Below are 20,074 nucleotides of genomic sequence, written 5' to 3' on the forward strand. Positions count from 1 at the left end.
GCCAGGGGGCCGCTTGGCGGCCCCCTGTTCTCAGCCTCGACCAATCCCGGCAAACGTGCCCTGCGTATACTCCGCCAGCACCGCCGCTGCCAGCTCCACTTCCAGGCCACGCCTGCCGGCGCTGACATGGATAGTTGCAAAATTCTGCGCCGAGTCATCAATAAAGGTCCGCAGGCGCTTCTTCTGCCCCAGCGGGCTGATGCCGCCCACCAGGTAACCGGTCGCCCGCTGCGCCGCCGCCGGGTCGGCCATCTCGCACTTCTTCACCCCAGCAGCATGGGCCAGGGCCTTAAGGTCCAAGGTCCCCACCACGGGCACCACCGCTACCAGCAATTCCCCTTTCTCGCTGCTTGCCAGCAACGTCTTGAACACCTGTTGCGGGTCGAGCCCGAGCTTTTCTGCCGCCTCCAGGCCATACGACGCCGACTTCGGGTCATGTTCATAACTGTGCACACGATGCTCGGCACGGTGCTTCTTCAACAGGTCTAGGGCGGGGGTCATGCAAGGGCTCCAGTCAGGGACGACTCGGCGGCTACTTTAGGACAATTCCCACATCCCAGCCACCGCACCGCAATCGAGCGCGTCTAGTACAGGGATCAGCAGCTGATTCTAGCGACCTTATCGTGACTGACCGTTCACTTTCGACCTTTGACATCAGCGTTTCTTGTCTATATTTTTTCGTTTCTGAATAAACGATGCCCTTTTAAGGTGCATTTCCTACATCACCCGGGGTCAATGGGGATAGACACCGGGTTTTGCTGTCGAGCGCCACGCGCCTCACAACAAAAAAAACGAGGTCATACATGACGACTGCTCTGCGCCAACCCACACTGTCCAGCCAATGCCTGGCCGAGTTTCTCGGCACCGCCCTGCTCATCTTCTTCGGTACCGGCTGCGTCGCCGCGCTCAAGGTTGCCGGGGCCAGCTTCGGGCTTTGGGAAATCAGTATCATCTGGGGCGTGGGCGTCAGCATGGCCATCTACCTCACCGCCGGTATTTCCGGTGCGCACCTGAACCCAGCCGTGAGTATCGCTCTCACACTGTTCGCAGGGTTCGACAAGCGCAAGCTGCCCTTCTACATGCTGGCCCAGGTATGCGGCGCATTCTGTGGCGCAGCACTGGTCTACACGTTGTACAGCAACCTGTTCTTCGATTTCGAACAAACCCACGCCATGCTGCGCGGTAGCGAAGGCAGCCTTGAGCTGGCCTCGGTGTTCTCCACCTATCCACACCCGTCGCTGTCTACCAGCCAGGCGTTTCTGGTCGAAGTGGTGATCACTGCCATTCTGATGGCCGTGATCATGGCCCTGACCGACGACAACAACGGCCTGCCGCGCGGCGCCATGGCCCCGCTGTTGATCGGCCTGCTGATTGCAGTGATTGGCAGCGCCATGGGCCCATTGACTGGCTTTGCGATGAACCCGGCCCGCGATTTTGGGCCAAAACTCATGACCTTCCTGGCCGGTTGGGGCGAAATCGCCTTCACTGGCGGGCGGGATATTCCCTATTTCCTGGTTCCGGTATTTGCACCGATCCTTGGCGCCTGCTTGGGGGCAGCGAGCTACCGCGGCCTGATTGCACGCAACCTGCCAATGGCGCCCGCCGCGACCCCTGAGACAAATGACATTCGCCAGGGCGATACTCAAGCCAATTGATGCCACCATCACGCACAGCCCTGACCCCCTATTCTTGCAAGGCCTACGACCATGACAGACACCCAGGATAAGAACTACATCATCGCCCTGGACCAGGGTACCACCAGTTCGCGGGCGATCATTTTCGACCGTGACGCCAATGTTGTGGGTACCTCCCAGCGCGAGTTCGCACAGCATTACCCGCAGGCGGGCTGGGTCGAGCATGACCCGATGGAGATTTTCGCCACACAAAGCGCGACCATGGTCGAGGCCCTGGCCCAGGCGGGTATCAGCCACGCCCAGGTTGCCGCGCTGGGCATTACCAACCAGCGCGAAACCACTGTGGTGTGGGACAAGGAAACCGGGCGCCCGGTATACAACGCCATTGTCTGGCAGTGCCGCCGCAGCACCGAGATCTGTGCTCAGCTCAAGCGTGACGGCCATGAAAACTACATTCGTGAAACCACCGGCCTGGTCACCGACCCGTATTTCTCCGGCACCAAGCTGAAGTGGATCCTCGACAATGTCGACGGCGCCCGTGAGCGCGCCGAGCGTGGCGAACTGCTGTTCGGCACCATCGACACCTGGCTGATCTGGAAATTTACCGGCGGCAAGGTGCACGTCACCGACTACACCAACGCCTCGCGCACACTGATGTTCAACATCCACAGCCTGCAGTGGGACGACAAGCTGCTGGAAATCCTGGGCATCCCGCGGCAGATGCTGCCTGAGGTGCGCCCATCCTCGGAAGTGTACGGCCACACCAAGAGCGGCATAGCCATCGCCGGTATCGCCGGCGACCAGCAATCGGCACTGTTCGGCCAGATGTGCGTGGAGCCGGGCCAAGCCAAGAATACCTACGGCACCGGCTGCTTCCTGTTGATGAACACGGGCGACCAGGCGGTGAAGTCGTCCCACGGCCTGCTCACGACCATTGCCTGCGGCCCGCGTGGAGAGGTGGCCTATGCACTGGAAGGCGCGGTATTCAATGGTGGCTCTACCGTGCAATGGCTGCGTGACGAACTGAAGATCGTCAACGACGCCCTGGATACCGAGTATTTCGCCAGCAAGGTCAAGGACAGCAATGGCGTTTACCTGGTGCCCGCCTTTACCGGCCTGGGTGCCCCGTACTGGGACCCGTATGCCCGTGGTGCGTTGTTCGGCCTGACACGTGGCGTGAAGGTGGACCACATCATCCGCGCCGCACTGGAGTCCATCGCCTACCAGACCCGCGATGTCCTCGACGCCATGCAGCAGGACTGTGGCCAGCGCTTGTCCGAACTGCGCGTGGACGGTGGTGCCGTGGCCAACAATTTCCTCATGCAGTTCCAGGCCGACATCCTCGGCACCTGCGTGGAGCGGCCGCAGATGCGCGAAACCACGGCGCTGGGCGCCGCCTATCTGGCAGGCCTGGCCTGTGGCTTCTGGAGTGGCCTGGACGAGCTGCGCGACAAGGCGATCATCGAGCGTGAGTTCAGCCCGCAACTGGACGAAACGCAGAAAGAAAAGCTGTATGCCGGCTGGAAGAAGGCGGTCGAGCGTACCCGTGACTGGGAAGATCACGAGGCATGATAGCTGTTGGGGCCGCCATGCGGCCCCAATCGTCTATTGGCCGTCATCCCCTTCCTACGGCATCATTGCAGAATTTGTCCGGCAGCCCCAAAGGACCGCCCATGAATCTGCCCCCCCGCCAACAACAAATCCTCGAACTGGTACGCGAACGCGGCTATGTCAGTATCGAGGAAATGGCGCAGCTGTTCGTTGTCACTCCCCAGACCATCCGACGCGACATCAACCAGCTTGCCGAGCTCAACCTGCTGCGCCGTTACCACGGCGGCGCGGCTTACGACTCGAGCATCGAGAACACCGCCTACGCCATGCGTGCAGACCAGATGCGTGACGAAAAGCAGCGCATTGCCGACGCCGTAGCCCGGCAGATTCCCGACCATGCGTCGCTGTTCATCAACATCGGCACCACCACCGAATCGATCGCACGGGCGCTGCTCAACCACAACCACCTGAAAGTCATCACCAACAACTTGCACGTGGCGGCGATCCTGGCCGCCAAGGACGATTTCGAAGTGCTGGTGGCGGGTGGCACGGTACGCCGTGATGGTGGTGTGGTCGGCCAGGCCAGTGTCGATTTCATCAACCAGTTCAAGGTCGACTTCGCCCTGGTGGGCATCAGCGGTATCGACGAGGATGGCAGCCTGCTCGATTTCGACTATCAGGAAGTGCGGGTGTCGCAAGCCATCATCGCCAATGCCCGGCAAGTGATCCTCGCGGCCGATTCCAGCAAGTTCGGGCGCAATGCCATGGTGCGCCTGGGCTCGATCGACCTGGTCGACTGCCTGGTGACCGACCAGACACCGACCCCAACCCTTACCCAATTGTTGAACCAGAACAAGATCAGGCTTGAGGTGGTTTGAGGGCTGGTGGGTGCATGCCGCCAGATTTTTGGTGTCTGCGGAGCAAGCGCCCCTCACCCAAGCGGTACCCGCTAAATTTTCGTAAATGTTCACTTCATTGTCATTTGATCAGTTTTTTCTATAGAGACTGACTGGCGACCGGCTTTCCGTTGCGCTAATATTTTCGCAAACGAACATCAATGTTCATATTCGATGTGAACAGCCCCAGGAGGCCTTGCCCGTGTCCCAGCCAGTTTCGTCCCAGCTCCCAACAGCCGACTGCTATGACCTTGCCGTGATCGGCGGTGGCATCAATGGCGTGGGCATCGCTGCCGACGCCGCTGGTCGCGGCTTGAAGGTCTTCCTTTGCGAAAAAGACGACTTGGCCCAACACACGTCGTCAGCCAGCAGCAAACTGATTCACGGTGGCCTGCGCTACCTGGAGCACTACGAATTTCGTCTTGTACGCGAGGCCTTGGCTGAACGCGAAGTGCTGCTGGCCAAGGCGCCGCACATCGTCAAACCTATGCGCTTCGTGCTGCCGCACCGCCCGCACCTGCGCCCTGCATGGATGATCCGCGCCGGCCTGTTCCTCTACGACCACCTGGGCAAGCGCAAGCGCCTGGGCGCCTCGCGTAGCCTGCGCTTCGGTCCGGGCTACCCGCTGAAGCCGGCAATCACCCGCGGCTTCGAATACGCCGACTGCGCTGTCGATGACGCCCGCCTGGTAGTACTCAACGCCATGGCGGCCCGTGAGCTTGGCGCACATATCCACACCCGCACCCGCTGCTTGCGCGCCGAGCGTGTAGAGGGCTTGTGGCAGGTAGAACTGCAGCACGCCGACGGCAGCCTCCAGACGATCCATGCCCGCGCGCTGGTCAACGCCGCGGGCCCGTGGGTGGCCAGCTTCATCAAGGACGACCTCAAGCTCGATGCGCCTTACGGCATCCGCCTGATCCAGGGCAGCCACATTATCGTGCCGCGCCTGTATGAAGGTGAACATGCCTACATTCTGCAGAATGAAGACCAGCGCATTGTCTTCTGCATCCCGTACCTGGACCGCTTTACCCTGATCGGCACCACTGATCGGGAATACAGCGGCGACCCGGCCGCGGTAGCCATTACCGAGCAGGAAACACATTACCTGTTGAAGGTCGTCAACGAGCACTTCAATCATCAACTGAGCCAAGCCGACATCCTGCATACCTACTCCGGCGTTCGGCCGCTGTGCAACGACGAGTCGGACAACCCTTCGGCGGTGACCCGGGACTACACACTCGCCCTTTCGGCAGAGGCCGGCCAGGCACCGCTGCTGTCGGTATTCGGCGGCAAGCTCACCACCTACCGCAAACTGGCCGAATCGGCCATGGCTGAACTCAAGCCCTTCTTCACCCAGATGCGCGCCCCCTGGACCGCCAGTGCGCCACTGCCGGGCGCAGAGGGCATGACAACGGTACAGGCGCTGATCGATGCCGTACTGGCACGTTGCGGCTGGTTGCCTGTCGACCTGGCCAAACGCTGGGTGCTCACCTATGGTAGCCGTGTGTGGCGACTGCTCGATGGCGTTCACGGCCCCGAAGACCTCGGGCAGGCTATCGGTGCCGGGCTGTTCACCCGCGAGGTGGACTACCTGCTGGAAGAGGAATGGGCAGAGCAAACCGCTGACATTATCTGGCGTCGCACCAAGCTGGGCCTGTCGCTGACCGCGCAGGAGCAGATGGCCCTGGAGGCGTATCTGCAGCAAGCCCGCAAGGTGCGCGCGAATAGCCGCGCAGCCTGATACCGACGGTGAAGCCTTTTTGATTCGTCAAGGGGGCGTATTAGCCCAGCGCTCATAGGCTTCACGCGCCAAACGCGCCAGCAATGCCCGCTCGCTGCGATCGTAATCAGTCTTCAGTGCTTCACAGCGTTGCAGAAACTCGCTTTCGTTGATCACTTGCTCATCTACCTGAGCCTGTAGGGCCTCCATGCGCTGGTGCAGTGGTTGCACCAGCTCTTCAAATCGCTGGGCATGAAAGTCCCGCGCGTATCGCTCCCAGAAAGGCCGCTGTGCCAACGAGGCAATCAGAGCATCCGCCGACTCGTGCTGCAAGACCGTGTCCTGGGCCCGCAGCAGATCACTGGTGGTTACGTTCGCAAAACTCGGGAAATGCATTTCGTCGATCTCGACAGGCAAGCCCAACGGACGCGCAAGCCGCTGCCTGTAGAAGAGCCTGGTCTCAATTTCATCGATAATAGGGGCGTGCTCGGCATGCAAGCGTTGCACGTGCAGGGTAGCGAGGCGGTCGACCTCGTCCAGCCTGAACAAGCTACGCCCCAAGTTCAGCAACCGGGCTTCCATCTGGTTGCCATGGGCATCTTCGACGGCACGCAGTACCAAAACCCCAAGTTCCATCTGCTCCAGCAGCATCAGCAACTGGTCTACACAGCGGCGTTGGCCAGATGCCTCGATAAACAACTGTTGACGCAACTGCTCGTGCTGTTCGCATGCTTCCAGAATCCGCCAGATACGACTGCGGTAATGCCCAGGGTGCTCATTGAAGTCCGCGGTAATGACGAAGTCCGCGAGAAAGCTGAACAATCCGTCCGATTGCGGCTCCTCCCGTAGCGCTGTCCATATCGCCTGCTGGCGATCACGCTCAGCTCCGGATGTACTGCTGGCCCAACGACTTAACAGATCGCTGTCAATTGCACGATGGCGTGCGGATGCTGATCCCCACTGCCCCGGCGTCACTCCTCGCGCCTCGTCGAGCAACAATGCGTCAGCTTCGCTCAGTGGATTGTCATGCAAGGACAACTGGCGCACCTGCAAGCGCAACCGGTGCAAATCTCGGCGCAGCGTGCGGATGTTGTTGTCACGCAAGTCAACGTGGGCACGAAACGAAATGCGCTCAGGCAACGCCTCCAGAGCCGCAGAGCGCAGGTTGACTTCACGCAGATTGCCCAGGCCTGTCAATACCGGCGCCCTTCCCAACGGGTTGTCGTTGAGGTCCAGGCGCTGCAGCGCCCTCGCCCCGGCAAGACGCAACTCACCGGCCTCATCCATCACTATCCTGTTGTTGCCCAGATGAAGCTGCCGCAGGCGGGGCAACCGTTCAATGCCCTGAGGAATCGCAGTCAGGCGATTATCGGACAGGTCGAGTTCCACCAGATTGGGAAAACGCCGCAGGAAGTCCCAACTGATTTCACCAAGGCGCAGGTCTCTGAGGATCAGCCGTTGCACGTGATCAAAGCTTACCCCCTCAGGTAAATCGGGCAGGCTACCGACACGCTCGCCGTTGATAATCAACGCGTAGTCCCCGGCCTGGTCGGTGATCTTACGCCGCCAACTGCGCCGTATAGCTCTAGCGACCTGACGGCGGCGTAGCGCATCGAGCGGATTACTGGCGTCCCGGCGCCACTGGCGCAGGCTCAGACGCATACGCGCCAGCTGATCCGTGAGCTGGCTGTAATGCTCCCACAATCCTACTCGCCGCTCCATGAGGTCGAGCAGATAGGCTTGGACTTCCCCGTCAGTCATTGTCGGAAACACTTGGTGAATACCACGACCTATGGCACGTCGGCTGCTCTCACCTCGCCCACTCAAGACATAACCAATACGCCCATCCCCCAAACGGGTCGGGGGTCGCAGGCCAACGCCCAGACGGGGCATGCCACAGAGCTCCGCCGCTTGGGTACGATCACCGGCAGCGGCCTCGATCAACAACGAGCCCAGGGCGCCTGGACTGACAGCAGCATCGCCGAGATCGGCAGTCTGCGTCTCGTCCAACGCAGACAGCAGTGCCGCCAGGTAGGGGCCGGATGTGCCTTGACCGGCGTAGCGGTAGCCGTCGCCGCGGCGCACGATACACCGTACATCCTCTGCAGACTCGGCGCCGATACCGGCCAGATATCGGCCACCCGGGCTACCTTCGCGCAGTTCGATGCGTAGGGTGTCCGGCCATTTCAGCTGACGCTTGAGCAAGCCCAAAGCCAGGCGTTCGGTGTCGGGATTGACGCAACGCGGCAGACGTAAACCGGCGCACGCCCTGTCCAGACGGCTTTCTCTCAGTGACCATCGTGCGCGCTCGGCCACTGCCAAAGGGATCCTCTGTGCGGTGCTGAGTGTATCGAGTTGCGCAGCGGTGCATTGCTGAAGCACTTCACGCGTGCAGCGGGCCGACAGGCCTGGGTAAGCGCGCTGCACTATCCGCTCGAGGCCATTGGGCAGCACTTGCCGAGCAGCAACGTGCTGCGCCAATTGCGGCGCGCTGAAATCCGGATGTAATTCATGGGCCTGGTAAAGCTCCAGGGCATCCAGCAACCGTGCAGGTGCGCCCATGTGCTCCACGTGCAAACGGCGAACCTGTGCTTCACTCAGCCCTGTCACCTGCAGCAGGTAATCACAAGCCTGCGCCGGTAGCTCTGCCAGCGGTGTACTCAAGCGGCGGACCAGCTGGGCCCGCCCTTCCCAGCTCTGGGGAGCTTCGAGTTCATGACGCCAGCCGCCGGCTCCGTTCGGTTCGATCACCGGCCGGTAGGCACTGGGACGGCGAGGGTGCAGGATCCTGGAGCGACCATCGTACGGATCCTCCATCACCCTGTAACCCCTCTCATCAAGGTGCCAGAGCCATTCCTGCGCGCCGACGCCACGCAATGGTTGGGCATCGTAACCTGACAGATCCGTGGCCATGAGCTTGACCTTGCCAGCAGCGTGGCACACCGGAGCCAAGTCATCCACGAAGGCCACACGCTCCAGGGCGCGCTGGGCGATGTGGCTGCCGGCGGCGATCATCCCGCCTACCACAACGTTTTCGGCAACGTTGAACAGGTGGTTCAACGCCCCTTCGCGATCCCCGATGCGCCAATCTTGGTACCCTTCATACACTTCATCAGCCAGCTGTACCGCATTGGCCACCAGCAACACTTCACCCAGCACTGGCACGAAGAACCCCGCCACGTTCAGCAAGTCCATACCCAGTTCTTTGTAGCCCCGCATGCGCGCTTCGCGGTCTTCATCATCCTCGACATCGGTGGGCACGGCGAGCACTTTGGCGTCGTCCCTGACCTTGGCGATGAATTGCCGGCGCAGGTGTGCGAACGGCGCATCAGTGATCGTTGCAGAACGAGCGTCAAGTTCAACCCCCGCCGCCTGCGCCTGTGCGACCCGTTCGTTCAATACGCGATAGAAATTGACCCGCTCTCGCTCGGTAATGAAGCGTGCGAAAAAGCGCCGATATGCCGGCTTCCGAAAACGTTTTCCGAGGTAGGTGTCGAGTGCGTCCCAGCTGACGTGTTGGGAGACAGGCTCAAGTGGGTCACCGGGTATCCAAAGCACCACCGACTCTACTGCGCCATCCGCCGAAGGGCGTACTTCCAGCGTCAGTACACCTTGAATGGGGCGGCCCAGCAGGTACAGCTGTCGGGGTACAACAGTGCCAACCAGCACAGGCACCACCGGTTTTTCGGCGATAAGCGGCAACAGCAACCAATACGTGCGCTCGTCAATTTCGCCTTTGAACGCAGCGATCCGCATCGCCACCTCGAAATTGGCCCTGAAACTCCCCTCGAACTGCCCGTGCAAGCGAGCGATGGCCTGGCCCGGCTCATCCTGGGGGCCATCCTCAGGCTGCAGGTGGTGGGTGAGCAACGCCTGATACTTACCACCGGCATCTATTTCACGACACGCCGAGGCAAACGCATGGAAGCTCATTGGCAGGCGTTTGCCGTCGCCATCGACGAGTTCACCCTTGAGCATGTGCCCGGGGCGCGTCTCCTTGCGATGATAATTATGCAGCGCCGCCGCCAGCAGAGATCGCCCGGAGCGGCGAACATAGGTTGGCCGCAGCAGAACAGGCGAAGCGCTGGGCAGCAACAACCGCTGCGAGACCCGTACACTCCAACCCGTCACGTCCGGGTTGCTGATGCCGCTCTTGCGCAGTTTCGTTTTGAGCAACGTTGCTGCGTAGGCCTGCAAAGAAGGGATGGCCTGGAGGATCGGGCCAAGCCGCGCATTGCAGTGCGCCTGGCGACTCAGGGCATTACGTAACGCATCGAGCCTTTCCGGTTGGGCGTGGTCGACTAGCCATCCAGGCAAATTCTGGGCGATCAGGCTATCGATGGAATCGTTCGGGAGCAGGTGCGGTGACATCTGTGGAACTCTCCAGGCAAAGAGCAAAGCTCACTACGTCTGAGCCCTTGCCGCGCACTGCATAGTTACCGCAAGCGATACCGGGATAGGTGGCTGCCCATGCGTTCGGATAACCGAACGAGCAATCGCTGTTTATTCGGCCTGGCGAACCCCGGAGAGAGGTCGAGACTGTCAAGCACGAGCAATACCAGTGGTTTAAGGTCGACAGCAGGGCTTGGCACGAGTCATGCTCTACACTTGGTAGCCGAATGCACCCGCTTCTTGCTGTATTCGTTGAACGAAGAGTCCGCCAACGGCTCCATAAAAAAAACAAACACGTCGAGGAAAATTTGATGCGTATCGTTCGTCAATTGCTGGGCGCAGCCATCGCGGCTGCAGTCATCGCTTCGCCGGCCATGGCCGAGGAGCTCACCGGCACCCTGAAGAAGATCAAGGAATCGGGCACCATCACCCTGGGGCACCGCGACTCCTCCATTCCATTTTCCTACCTGGCCGGCAAACCCGAGCCCGTCGGTTACTCGCATGACATCCAGCTGGCCGTCGTCGACGCGCTGAAAAAGCAACTGGGCACGGACATCAAGGTCCGTTACAACCTGGTCACCTCGCAAACCCGTATTCCGCTGGTGCAGAACGGCACCGTCGACCTGGAGTGCGGCTCCACCACCAACAACGTCGAGCGCCAGCAACAGGTTGGCTTCTCGGTCGGCATCTTCGAAGTCGGTACCCGCCTGTTGACCAAGGTCAAGGATGGTCAGCCGGCATACAAAGACTTCCCGGACCTGGCCGGCAAGAACGTGGTGACCACCGCCGGTACCACCTCCGAGCGCATCCTCAAGGCGATGAACGCCGACAAGCAGATGAAGATGAACGTGATTTCCGCCAAGGACCACGGTGAAGCCTTCAACATGCTCGAAAGCGGCCGTGCCGTGGCCTTCATGATGGACGACGCCCTGCTCGCCGGTGAAATGGCCAAGGCGCGCAAGCCAGCGGACTGGGTCATCACCGGTACCCCTCAGTCGTACGAAATCTACGGCTGCATGGTGCGCAAGGATGACGCTGCGTTCAAGAAAGCGGTCGACGACGCCATCGTTGCCTACTTCAAGTCGGGCGAAGTCAACAAGAGCTACGAGAAGTGGTTCATGCAGCCGATCCCGCCTAAAGGTCTGAACCTCAACTTCCAGATGAGCGACGAGCTGAAAAAACTGATCGCCGAGCCGACCGACAAGGCTGCGGACGAGAAGAAGTCCTGATCCTCAGTAAATAGTGGCCTGGTGCTCACAAGCACGAATCAATTCTGCAGGCCACTCATTAGTGTCTAACCTTTCATCCGTGGGCGCCTTGCGCCCCCGGATGCTCGAAGGTGCCCGTGAAACAACCGTCTGAGGGGAAATCCCGATGAATTACAACTGGGACTGGGGCGTGTTCTTCAAGTCCACCGGCGTGGGCAGCGAAACCTATCTGGACTGGTACATCACCGGCCTGGGCTGGACCATCGCCATCGCCATCACCGCCTGGATCATCGCGCTGCTGCTGGGGTCGCTCCTCGGTGTCATGCGTACCGTACCGAACCGCCTGGTATCGGGTATCGCCACCGCCTACGTGGAACTGTTCCGCAACGTGCCACTGCTGGTGCAACTGTTCATCTGGTACTTCCTGGTGCCGGACCTGCTGCCAGAAGGCTTGCAGGAATGGTTCAAGCAGGACCTCAACCCGACCACTTCGGCGCTGATCAGCGTGGTCATCTGCCTGGGCCTGTTCACCGCCGCGCGCGTCTGTGAGCAAGTGCGTACCGGTATCCAGGCGCTGCCCAAAGGCCAGGAAGCTGCCGCTCGCGCCATGGGCTTCAGCCTCCCGCAGATCTACAACAATGTGCTGCTGCCGCAGGCCTACCGGATCATCATTCCGCCGCTCACCTCCGAGTTCCTCAACGTATTCAAGAACTCCTCGGTGGCGTCGCTGATTGGCCTGATGGAGCTGCTCGCGCAGACCAAACAGACCGCAGAGTTTTCCGCCAACCTGTTCGAGGCGTTCACCCTGGCCACGCTGATCTACTTCACCCTGAACATGGGCCTGATGCTGCTCATGCGCATGGTCGAGAAGAAAGTCGCCGTGCCTGGCCTGATTTCCGTGGGGGGCAAGTAAATGGAAATGGATTTCAGCGAAATCATCCCCGCCCTGCCTGCCCTCTGGGAGGGCATGGTCATGACCCTCAAACTGATGGTCATGGGCGTCATCGGCGGTATCGTGCTGGGCACCATCCTGGCCCTGATGCGCCTGTCGTCGAGCAAACTGCTGTCGAACGTGGCCGGCGCCTACGTCAACTACTTCCGCTCGATCCCGCTGCTGCTGGTGATCACCTGGTTCTACCTGGCGGTACCGTTCGTGCTGCGCTGGATCACCGGCGAAGATACCCCGGTGGGTGCCTTCACCTCCTGCGTGGTCGCCTTCATGATGTTCGAGGCCGCGTATTTCTGCGAAATCGTACGCGCCGGTGTGCAGTCGATCTCCAAGGGCCAGATGGGCGCCGCACAAGCGCTGGGCATGAACTACGCGCAGACCATGCGCCTGATCATCCTGCCCCAGGCCTTCCGCAAGATGACCCCGCTGCTGCTGCAGCAGAGCATCATCCTGTTCCAGGACACCTCGCTGGTGTACACCGTGGGCCTGGTCGACTTCCTCAACTCCGCACGCTCCAACGGCGACATCATCGGGCGCTCCCATGAGTTCCTGATCTTCGCCGGCGTCGTCTACTTCCTCATCAGCTTCTCCGCTTCGTGGCTGGTCAAGCGCCTGCAAAAAAGGATCACCGTATGATTTCCATCAAGAACGTCAACAAGTGGTACGGCGACTTCCAGGTACTGACCGACTGCAGCACCGAGGTCAAGAAAGGTGAGGTAGTGGTGGTCTGTGGCCCGTCGGGCTCGGGCAAGTCCACCCTGATCAAGTGCGTCAACGCGCTGGAGCCGTTCCAGAAGGGCGACATCGTGGTCGATGGCACTTCGATTGCCGACCCTAAGACCAACCTGCCCAAGCTGCGCTCGCGGGTGGGCATGGTGTTCCAGCACTTCGAGCTGTTCCCGCACCTGACCATCACCGAGAACCTGACCATTGCCCAGCGCAAGGTGCTGGGCCGCAGCGAGGCGGAAGCTACCAAGAAGGGCCTGGCGCTGCTCGAGCGTGTAGGCCTCAGTGCCCATGCCAAGAAACACCCCGGCCAGCTCTCCGGTGGCCAGCAGCAGCGCGTGGCAATCGCCCGCGCCCTGGCGATGGACCCGATCGTCATGCTGTTCGACGAACCCACCTCCGCACTGGACCCGGAAATGGTCAGCGAGGTACTGGACGTGATGGTGCAACTGGCCCACGAAGGCATGACCATGATGTGCGTAACCCACGAGATGGGCTTTGCCCGCAAAGTCGCCAACCGGGTCATCTTCATGGACAAGGGCAGCATCATCGAAGACTGCACCAAGGAAGCGTTCTTCGGTGACCAGAGCGCCCGCGACCAGCGCACCCAGCACTTCCTCAGCAAGATCCTGCAGCACTGACCCGGCCACAGCTTCCGCTGCCAGGGACCCACCAGGCAGCGGAAGCTGGTCGTAACAAGGCCACTGTGATGAAATGCGATCCCTCGCTACTTCGCCCTGCCAAGCCTGCCGTGAATTCCCGCCTGATCCGTCAATTGCTGTTACCACCACTGATCATCCTGCTGATGGTCGGCCTGGGAATGGCTGGCTACCTGATCAGCGAGAGCAATGGTATCCGCACCCTCAGCGAAAACGGCGAACGCCAGCTGGAGCTGCATGCACGCACGGTCGAAAGCGAAATCAGCAAGTACACCTACCTGCCGAGCCTGCTGGAGCTGGAAGACAGCGTCTCGCACCTGCTCACCGACCCGGACGGCGCCTCACGCCAGACGGTCAACGAATACCTTGAAGGCCTGAACCGTCGCAGTCGCAGTCGGGCCATCTTCGTCCTGGACACCAATGGCCGGGTACAGGCCACCAGCAACTGGCGCGATGCCGACTCGTTCCTGGGTGAAGACCTGTCGTTCCGCGCCTACTTCCAGACTGCCGTGCGCGGCGAGCCCGGGCGTTTCTACGGCATCGGCAGTACCACTGGCGAGGCTGGCTATTACCTGGCCCATGGCCTTGAGGAGCACGGCAAGATCATAGGCGTTGCGGTGATCAAGGTGCGCCTGGACACCCTCGAGGAGCGCTGGCAGCGTGCCCGCCTGGAGGCGTTCGTCAGCGACGAGAATGGCATCATCATTCTCTCCAGCGACCCGGCACGGCGGCTTAAGTCGGTGCGCCCGCTGACCCCGCAAATCAAGGAGCGCCTGGCGCGAAGCCTGCAGTACTACTGGTGGCCGCTGAACGAATTGCAGCCTCTGGCCCGGGAAACCCTGGCCGATGGTGTGGAAAAACTGACCTTCCCTGCCAACACCGAAACCGCTCATGGCAAACCGCACGAAGTGGCCTACCTGGCGCAAACCAGGCGCCTGGTCGACACACCCTGGCATTTCACCCTGCTGACCCCACTGCAGGACCTGCGTCGCGAATCCATGGTGCAGGGCATTCTGGTGGGCGTGGCCTTTGCCTTGCTGGCGATCCTCGGCATTGCCTGGAACGAGCGGCGCAAAGTGATCGCCACCCGCCTGGCGGCCCGCGAAGCCCTTGAAGAGGCCAACAGCCAGCTGGAGCGACGGATTGCCGAACGCACCGCCGACCTGCGCGCCAGCAACGAACGCCTCAAGGGCCAGATTCGCGAGCGCCGGCATGCCGAGCAGACCTTGCGCCACGCCCAGGATGAGCTGGTGCAAGCAGGTAAGCTGGCCGCCATCGGGCAAATGTCTACCAGCATTGCCCACGAGCTGAACCAACCCTTGGCTGCGCTGCGCACCTTGTCTGGCAATACGGTGCGCTTCCTTGAGCGCGGGGCGCTGGAAACTGCCAGCACCAACCTGCGCACCATGAATGACCTGATCGACCGCATGGGCCGCATCACCGCCAGCCTGCGCTCGTTCGCCCGGCGCGGCGATGACAGCGGCCAGGCTTCACTGGCCAAGGCAGTAGAGGCCACCCTGCAGGTGCTGGCCAACCGCATCAGTGCCTGTCATTTGCAATTGCACCACCAGTTCGAGGACCAGCAACTGGCCATCGACCAGACCCGCCTGGAGCAGATTCTGGTCAACCTGATCGGGAATGCCCTTGACGCCATGGCCGCGCAACCGCAGCCTGAGCTATGGCTGGAAGGCGAGTTGCAGGGTGACAAGTACCGTTTGCAGGTGCGCGACAATGGCCACGGTATCGACCCCGAAGCGCGCAAGCACCTGTTCGAACCCTTCTTTACCACCAAACCGGGCGAGCATGGCCTGGGCCTGGGCCTGACCCTGTCGGCGAGCCTTGCCGCCGCCGCCAAGGGAAGCCTAAACGTCGAGCATCCCGTCACCGGCGGCACGGCCTTTGTCCTGGCCCTGCCTCTGGTTTCACCCCCTAGCGAATCGGCAGAGCATCCATGAACCAAGCGCCTCTTACCGTCCTGATCGTCGAAGACGACCCGCATGTGCTGCTCGGCTGCCAGCAGGCGCTGGCCCTGGAGGATATCGCCTGCGAGGGCGTAGGCAGCGCCGAACAGGCGCTGGAACGCATCGGCGACGATTTCGCCGGCATTGTCGTCAGCGATATCCGCTTGCCGGGTATTGATGGCCTGGAGCTGCTCAATCGCCTCAAGGCCCGTGACCGCAGCCTGCCGGTGGTACTGATCACTGGCCATGGCGATATCGACATGGCCGTCGGCGCCATGCGTAACGGCGCCTACGACTTCATGGAAAAACCGTTCTCCCCCGAGCGCCTGGTCGATGTGGTACGCCGCGCGCTGGAACAGCGCGGGCTGTCACGCGAAGTGGTGGCCCTGCGCCGCCAGCTGGCCGAACAGAGCAGCCTGGAGGGACGCATCATTGGTCGCTCACCGGCCATGGAGCACTTGCGCGAACTGATCGCCAACGTCGCCGACACCTCAGCCAACGTGCTGATCGAAGGCGAGACCGGCACCGGCAAAGAGCTGGTCGCACGGTGCCTGCACGACTTCAGCCGACGCCAGAGCCACCCGTTCGTGGCGCTGAACTGTGGCGGCCTGCCGGAAAACCTGTTTGAGAGCGAGATATTCGGCCACGAAGCCAACGCCTTCACCGGTGCCGGCAAACGCCGCATCGGCAAGATCGAACACGCCAATGGCGGCACGCTGTTCCTCGATGAAGTGGAGAGCATGCCGATCAACCTGCAGATCAAGCTGCTGCGTGTGCTGCAGGAGCGCACCTTGGAGCGATTGGGCTCGAACCAGAGCATCCCGGTGGATTGCCGGGTGATCGCCGCGACAAAGGCCGACCTCGATGCCTTGGGCCAGAGCGGCCAGTTCCGCAGCGACCTGTATTACCGGCTGAACGTGGTCACCCTGGAGCTGCCGCCGCTGCGTGAGCGCCGTGAAGACATCCTGCAGTTGTTCGAACATTTTCTGCAGCAGTCGGCCCTGCGCTTCGACCGCGAAACACCGACACTGGACAGCCAGACCCTGTCGCGCCTGATGGCCCATGACTGGCCGGGTAACGTGCGCGAGTTGCGTAACGTGGCCGAGCGCTATGCCCTCGGCCTGCCAGCGTTCAAGAAAGGCCCCAGCGGTGGTGCCAACCAAGGCCTGCTTTTTGCCGAGGCGGTGGAAGCATTCGAACGCAACCTGCTCACTGATGCCCTGCAACGCACGGGTGGCAACCTGAGCCAGGCCAGCCAGGAGCTGGGCATGGCCAAGACCACGCTGTTCGACAAAGTGAAAAAATACGGCCTCGCCTGACTCGAACCCAAACTGGAAAACAACGTGGACCTGGTATTCAAAGCGGCCCTGGGCGCAGGCGTAGTGCTGTTGCTGGCGGTGCTGTCGAAAACGCGCAACTACTACATCGCAGGACTGGTGCCGCTGTTCCCCACCTTTGCCCTGATTGCGCACTACATCGTCGGCAAGGGGCGCAGCATTGCCGACCTGAAGACCACCATCCTGTTTGGCATGTGGTCGATCATTCCGTATTTCGTGTACCTGGCAACCCTGTATGTACTGGTCGACCGCTTGCGCCTCGAGCCTTCGATGGCGCTGGCCACGCTGGCCTGGCTGATCGCCGCGACTGTGCTGGTGACTGTGTGGGTGCGGATGCACTGATCGAAATCGGCACTGGCTGCTTCGCGGGCTCGCCCGCTCCCATAGGGTCTCCACAATGTCTGAGATCGGTGCAGCACCTGTGGGAGCGGGCAAGCCCGCGAAGCAGCCAGCGCGGATTCAGAGCCCTGCGATGTGCGTGACCGCTTGCCTATGCGCCTGCAAATAAGGCAACACCGCCCCCAGTAACGGCGCCTTGAACGGCTCCTGAAAACGGTGCGCCAACCCCGGGATCAAGCGTAACTGGCTGCCCTGGATATGCGCCGCCAGGTGCACGCCATGCATGACCGGCAATAACGGATCAGCCGTGCCGTGTACCACCAGGGTCGGCACTCGCAACTGGTTGAGCAACTCGACGCGGCTCGGCTCGGCCAGTATCGCCATGATCTGGCGCTTGGCCCCGTCAGGGTTGAACGCCCGGTCGTAGGCCTGCGCCGCCTGGTGCAGCAACACTTCGCGGTCGTCCCGTACCTCAGGGCTGCCCAAGGCCGCCAGCAGGTCGGCCTGCTGCTCGATTGCCACTTCTCGGTTCGGTGCGCTGCGCCGGGCCAGCAACTGCACCAGCGCCGGGTCCGGCGCCGGCAGCCCCGCCGCCCCTGAACTGGACATGACCAGCGTCAGGCTGCGCACTCGCTCGGGCGCCATCGCCGCCAGGTGCTGCGCAATCATGCCACCCATGCTTACCCCCAATACATGAAACTGGCGCACGCCCAACGCGTCCATCAGGCGCAAGCCGTCATCGGCCATATCAGTCAGCGTATAGGGCGCCGACACGGGCAGGCCCAACTTGTAACGCAACAGTTCGAGCGTCAGGTTGGCGTGCGGTGTCACCTGGTTCCAGCGTGACAGGCCGACATCGCGGTTGTCATAGCGGATCACCCGAAAACCTTGGCGGCACAATGCCTCGACCACATCATCTGGCCAATGAATCAGCTGCCCGCCCAAGCCCATGACCAGCAGCAAGGCCGGGTCGCGTGGCGCACCCACGCTTTGGTATACCAGGCTGACGGCACCAAGTTCGGCACGTTGCACCGGCACCCGGGCGTCACAGTGCTGTTCGGCGAAACTCGCCGGTACGCTGAACAGGAAGAAAAGAAAAAGCCAAAAAGCCCGCATGAAAGAAATACCAGAATGCAGATCCCCAGTAGAGCGCGAGTCTGATGAATTCTGTTCGGGCGCGCTGCCACAGTTCGGTGACAGTTTCATGACTCCCGCCAGGCGGTGCGACGATCGCCCAGTCGACAGATGCCGCATCATGAGAGAAACTCAATTCATTCCCTGTTTCTTCAATTCCACACCCCGGAGTCATCTGTGCTGGAGATCCGTCACCTGAAAACCCTTCATGCCTTGCGCGAAGCCGACAGCCTGGTGGAGGCCGCCGAACGCCTGCACTTGACCCAGTCGGCGTTGTCGCACCAGTTCAAGGAGCTGGAAGAGCGCCTGGGCCTCCCGATTTTCGTGCGCAAGACCAAGCCGATCCGCTTCACCAGTGCCGGGCTGCGTCTGCTGCAACTGGCTGATGCCACCCTGCCGTTGCTGCGCAGTGCCGAACGTGACATCGCACGTCTGGCCGGAGGCACTGCCGGACGCCTGCACATGGCTATCGAATGCCACAGTTGCTTCCAGTGGCTGATGCCGACCATCGACCAGTTCCGTGATGCCTGGCCGGAAGTGGAACTGGACCTGGCCTCGGGCTTTGCCTTCGCCCCGCTGCCAGCCCTGGCCCGCGGCGACCTTGACCTGGTGGTGACCTCCGACCCGGTGGACCTGGCAGGCATCACTTATGTGCCGCTGTTCACCTACGAGGCGATGCTGGCAGTGGCCAACCAGCACCCGCTGGCCAGCAAGCCTTACATCGTGCCGCAAGACTTGCTCGACCAGACGCTGATCACCTACCCGGTGGAGCGCGATCGCCTGGACATCTTCACGCGCTTCCTGGAGCCGGCCGACATCGAGCCAGCCGCCGTGCGTACCTCAGAGCTGACGGTGATGATGATGCAGCTGGTGGCCAGTGGCCGTGGCGTATGCGGCATGCCGCATTGGGCACTGCACGAGTACAGCTCGCGTGGCTATGTGAAGGGCAAACGCTTGGGCGAGAAAGGCCTGTTTGCCACGCTTTATGCCGCCGTACGCACCGACATGCTCGATGCCCCGTACATGCGCGATTTTTTGCTGACGGCCAAGGACACCTCGTTCGCCACTCTCGACGGTGTCAGCGCGGTGCGTTGAGCGCCTGGCGATACAGCGGCAGGATCAGGTCGCGGGTCAGGGGAGCCAGTCGCATGCCGGGCACCTGATCTGCAGCCAGCCAGACCACCTCCTCGATCTCTGCGGCCGGCACCACGGCAGCGGCGCTGTCGACACGGAACAGTTCAGCTTGCACTTCGAAGCCTGGTTCGTTGGCGGCGGGGGCACTGAACTGGCCCAGGTGCATGGCCTGAGCCGGGTCGATGCGCAGGCCCAGTTCCTCCTGCAACTCGCGCACCAGCGCCTGCACCGGCGTTTCACCGGCATCGATCTTGCCGCCTGGCTGCATGAAAGCCTCGGTGCCACGCTTGCGCACCAGCAGCGTGCGGCCCTGAGGGTCGATCAGCAGGGCGGCGGCGATGCGGATGATGTTGGGCATGAAGTGGGCTCGCTGAATAAAATGACCCGCGAGGATCCCATGGGGTCATTGGCCTGACAAGGCCGGTCATTCCTGT

General features: G+C 61.6%; 16 protein-coding genes. 12 read left to right on the forward strand and 4 right to left on the reverse strand.

Translation table 11 applies throughout. From position 1 onward, the window contains the following. Positions 1-30: 30 nt before the first annotated feature. Entirely contained in the window at positions 31-501 is a 471-nt protein-coding gene (gene ybaK, locus ACF8FG_RS10885) for a Cys-tRNA(Pro) deacylase (protein ID WP_003254957.1), read from the reverse strand. A gap of 302 nt (positions 502-803) precedes the next feature. Between ybaK and ACF8FG_RS10890 the strand changes: the two genes are divergently transcribed. The 4 genes from ACF8FG_RS10890 to glpD all read left to right on the forward strand — a co-directional run bounded on the left by ACF8FG_RS10890 (position 804) and on the right by glpD (position 5,822). Then, positions 804-1,655, forward strand: a complete 852-nt coding sequence (locus ACF8FG_RS10890; protein WP_014589909.1) for an MIP/aquaporin family protein — start codon at positions 804-806, stop codon at positions 1,653-1,655. A 51-nt stretch (positions 1,656-1,706) separates the two neighbouring features. Further along, a complete protein-coding gene (gene glpK, locus ACF8FG_RS10895; protein ID WP_014589908.1) occupies positions 1,707-3,206 on the forward strand; it encodes a glycerol kinase GlpK in 1,500 nt (499 codons plus the stop codon). A gap of 101 nt (positions 3,207-3,307) precedes the next feature. Then, positions 3,308-4,063 (forward strand): DNA-binding transcriptional repressor GlpR, encoded by a 756-nt coding sequence (gene glpR, locus ACF8FG_RS10900; protein ID WP_003254962.1) that lies wholly within the window; start codon positions 3,308-3,310, stop codon positions 4,061-4,063. A gap of 220 nt (positions 4,064-4,283) precedes the next feature. Further along, positions 4,284-5,822, forward strand: a complete 1,539-nt coding sequence (glpD, locus tag ACF8FG_RS10905) for a glycerol-3-phosphate dehydrogenase (RefSeq protein ID WP_070383523.1) — start codon at positions 4,284-4,286, stop codon at positions 5,820-5,822. 27 nt (positions 5,823-5,849) lie between these two features. Here the strand turns inward: glpD and ACF8FG_RS10910 are convergent, their stop codons facing one another. Then, positions 5,850-10,172 carry an NEL-type E3 ubiquitin ligase domain-containing protein gene (locus tag ACF8FG_RS10910; RefSeq protein WP_318081857.1) on the reverse strand — a complete coding sequence of 1,441 codons (4,323 nt, stop codon included), beginning with the start codon at positions 10,170-10,172 and terminating at the stop codon, positions 5,850-5,852. Positions 10,173-10,504: 332 nt separating this feature from the next. Here ACF8FG_RS10910 and ACF8FG_RS10915 point away from each other — a divergent pair, with 332 nt between their 5' ends. From ACF8FG_RS10915 to ACF8FG_RS10945, 7 genes are all read left to right on the forward strand, one after another. After that, positions 10,505-11,422: a glutamate/aspartate ABC transporter substrate-binding protein gene (locus tag ACF8FG_RS10915; protein ID WP_020190710.1), complete on the forward strand. Its 918-nt coding sequence runs from the start codon at positions 10,505-10,507 to the stop codon at positions 11,420-11,422. Positions 11,423-11,567: 145 nt separating this feature from the next. Then, positions 11,568-12,314, forward strand: coding sequence for an amino acid ABC transporter permease (locus ACF8FG_RS10920; protein WP_010952242.1), 747 nt, complete (start codon positions 11,568-11,570; stop codon positions 12,312-12,314). Then, positions 12,315-12,986, forward strand: coding sequence for an amino acid ABC transporter permease (locus ACF8FG_RS10925; RefSeq protein WP_003254970.1), 672 nt, complete (start codon positions 12,315-12,317; stop codon positions 12,984-12,986). After that, positions 12,983-13,717 (forward strand): amino acid ABC transporter ATP-binding protein, encoded by a 735-nt coding sequence (locus tag ACF8FG_RS10930; protein ID WP_014589904.1) that lies wholly within the window; start codon positions 12,983-12,985, stop codon positions 13,715-13,717. Before ACF8FG_RS10925 ends, ACF8FG_RS10930 begins: the two co-directional genes overlap by 4 nt. A gap of 68 nt (positions 13,718-13,785) precedes the next feature. Further along, positions 13,786-15,690: an ATP-binding protein gene (locus ACF8FG_RS10935; protein WP_019438135.1), complete on the forward strand. Its 1,905-nt coding sequence runs from the start codon at positions 13,786-13,788 to the stop codon at positions 15,688-15,690. After that, positions 15,687-17,015: a sigma-54 dependent transcriptional regulator gene (locus tag ACF8FG_RS10940; protein WP_010952238.1), complete on the forward strand. Its 1,329-nt coding sequence runs from the start codon at positions 15,687-15,689 to the stop codon at positions 17,013-17,015. The genes ACF8FG_RS10935 and ACF8FG_RS10940 overlap by 4 nt, the downstream gene beginning before the upstream one ends. A 24-nt stretch (positions 17,016-17,039) precedes the next feature. Continuing rightward, positions 17,040-17,375, forward strand: coding sequence for a GlpM family protein (locus ACF8FG_RS10945; RefSeq protein WP_014589902.1), 336 nt, complete (start codon positions 17,040-17,042; stop codon positions 17,373-17,375). 117 nt (positions 17,376-17,492) lie between these two features. Here the strand turns inward: ACF8FG_RS10945 and ACF8FG_RS10950 are convergent, their stop codons facing one another. Further along, on the reverse strand, positions 17,493-18,488 hold the full coding sequence (locus ACF8FG_RS10950; protein ID WP_392518781.1) for an alpha/beta fold hydrolase: 996 nt from the start codon (positions 18,486-18,488) through the stop codon (positions 17,493-17,495). A gap of 195 nt (positions 18,489-18,683) precedes the next feature. Between ACF8FG_RS10950 and metR the strand changes: the two genes are divergently transcribed. Next, the gene (metR, locus tag ACF8FG_RS10955) at positions 18,684-19,601 is read left to right on the forward strand and encodes a transcriptional regulator MetR (RefSeq protein ID WP_003254981.1); all 918 of its coding nucleotides are present in this window, start codon (positions 18,684-18,686) and stop codon (positions 19,599-19,601) included. Here the strand turns inward: metR and ACF8FG_RS10960 are convergent. Further along, on the reverse strand, positions 19,585-19,998 hold the full coding sequence (locus tag ACF8FG_RS10960; protein ID WP_014589900.1) for an NUDIX domain-containing protein: 414 nt from the start codon (positions 19,996-19,998) through the stop codon (positions 19,585-19,587). The two genes, metR and ACF8FG_RS10960, sit on opposite strands and share 17 nt — an antisense overlap. Between the last annotated feature and the right edge of the window lie 76 nt (positions 19,999-20,074).

Origin of the sequence: Pseudomonas sp. YQ_6 (genome assembly GCF_043103245.1) — a bacterium.
Taxonomy (GTDB): Bacteria; Pseudomonadota; Gammaproteobacteria; order Pseudomonadales; family Pseudomonadaceae; genus Aquipseudomonas; species Aquipseudomonas alloputida.

What these genes read in the sequence shown, in the direction of transcription:
- ACF8FG_RS10960 (WP_014589900.1), bottom strand. Translation starts at nt 19,998, where the DNA reads ATGCCCAACATCATCCGCATCGCCGCCGCCCTGCTGATCGACCCTCAG.
- ACF8FG_RS10890 (WP_014589909.1), top strand. Translation starts at nt 804, where the DNA reads ATGACGACTGCTCTGCGCCAACCCACACTGTCCAGCCAATGCCTGGCC.
- ACF8FG_RS10930 (WP_014589904.1), top strand. Translation starts at nt 12,983, where the DNA reads ATGATTTCCATCAAGAACGTCAACAAGTGGTACGGCGACTTCCAGGTA.
- ybaK (WP_003254957.1), bottom strand. Translation starts at nt 501, where the DNA reads ATGACCCCCGCCCTAGACCTGTTGAAGAAGCACCGTGCCGAGCATCGT.
- ACF8FG_RS10915 (WP_020190710.1), top strand. Translation starts at nt 10,505, where the DNA reads ATGCGTATCGTTCGTCAATTGCTGGGCGCAGCCATCGCGGCTGCAGTC.
- ACF8FG_RS10925 (WP_003254970.1), top strand. Translation starts at nt 12,315, where the DNA reads ATGGAAATGGATTTCAGCGAAATCATCCCCGCCCTGCCTGCCCTCTGG.
- glpR (WP_003254962.1), top strand. Translation starts at nt 3,308, where the DNA reads ATGAATCTGCCCCCCCGCCAACAACAAATCCTCGAACTGGTACGCGAA.
- ACF8FG_RS10920 (WP_010952242.1), top strand. Translation starts at nt 11,568, where the DNA reads ATGAATTACAACTGGGACTGGGGCGTGTTCTTCAAGTCCACCGGCGTG.
- ACF8FG_RS10935 (WP_019438135.1), top strand. Translation starts at nt 13,786, where the DNA reads ATGAAATGCGATCCCTCGCTACTTCGCCCTGCCAAGCCTGCCGTGAAT.
- ACF8FG_RS10910 (WP_318081857.1), bottom strand. Translation starts at nt 10,172, where the DNA reads ATGTCACCGCACCTGCTCCCGAACGATTCCATCGATAGCCTGATCGCC.
- ACF8FG_RS10940 (WP_010952238.1), top strand. Translation starts at nt 15,687, where the DNA reads ATGAACCAAGCGCCTCTTACCGTCCTGATCGTCGAAGACGACCCGCAT.
- glpK (WP_014589908.1), top strand. Translation starts at nt 1,707, where the DNA reads ATGACAGACACCCAGGATAAGAACTACATCATCGCCCTGGACCAGGGT.
- ACF8FG_RS10950 (WP_392518781.1), bottom strand. Translation starts at nt 18,488, where the DNA reads ATGCGGGCTTTTTGGCTTTTTCTTTTCTTCCTGTTCAGCGTACCGGCG.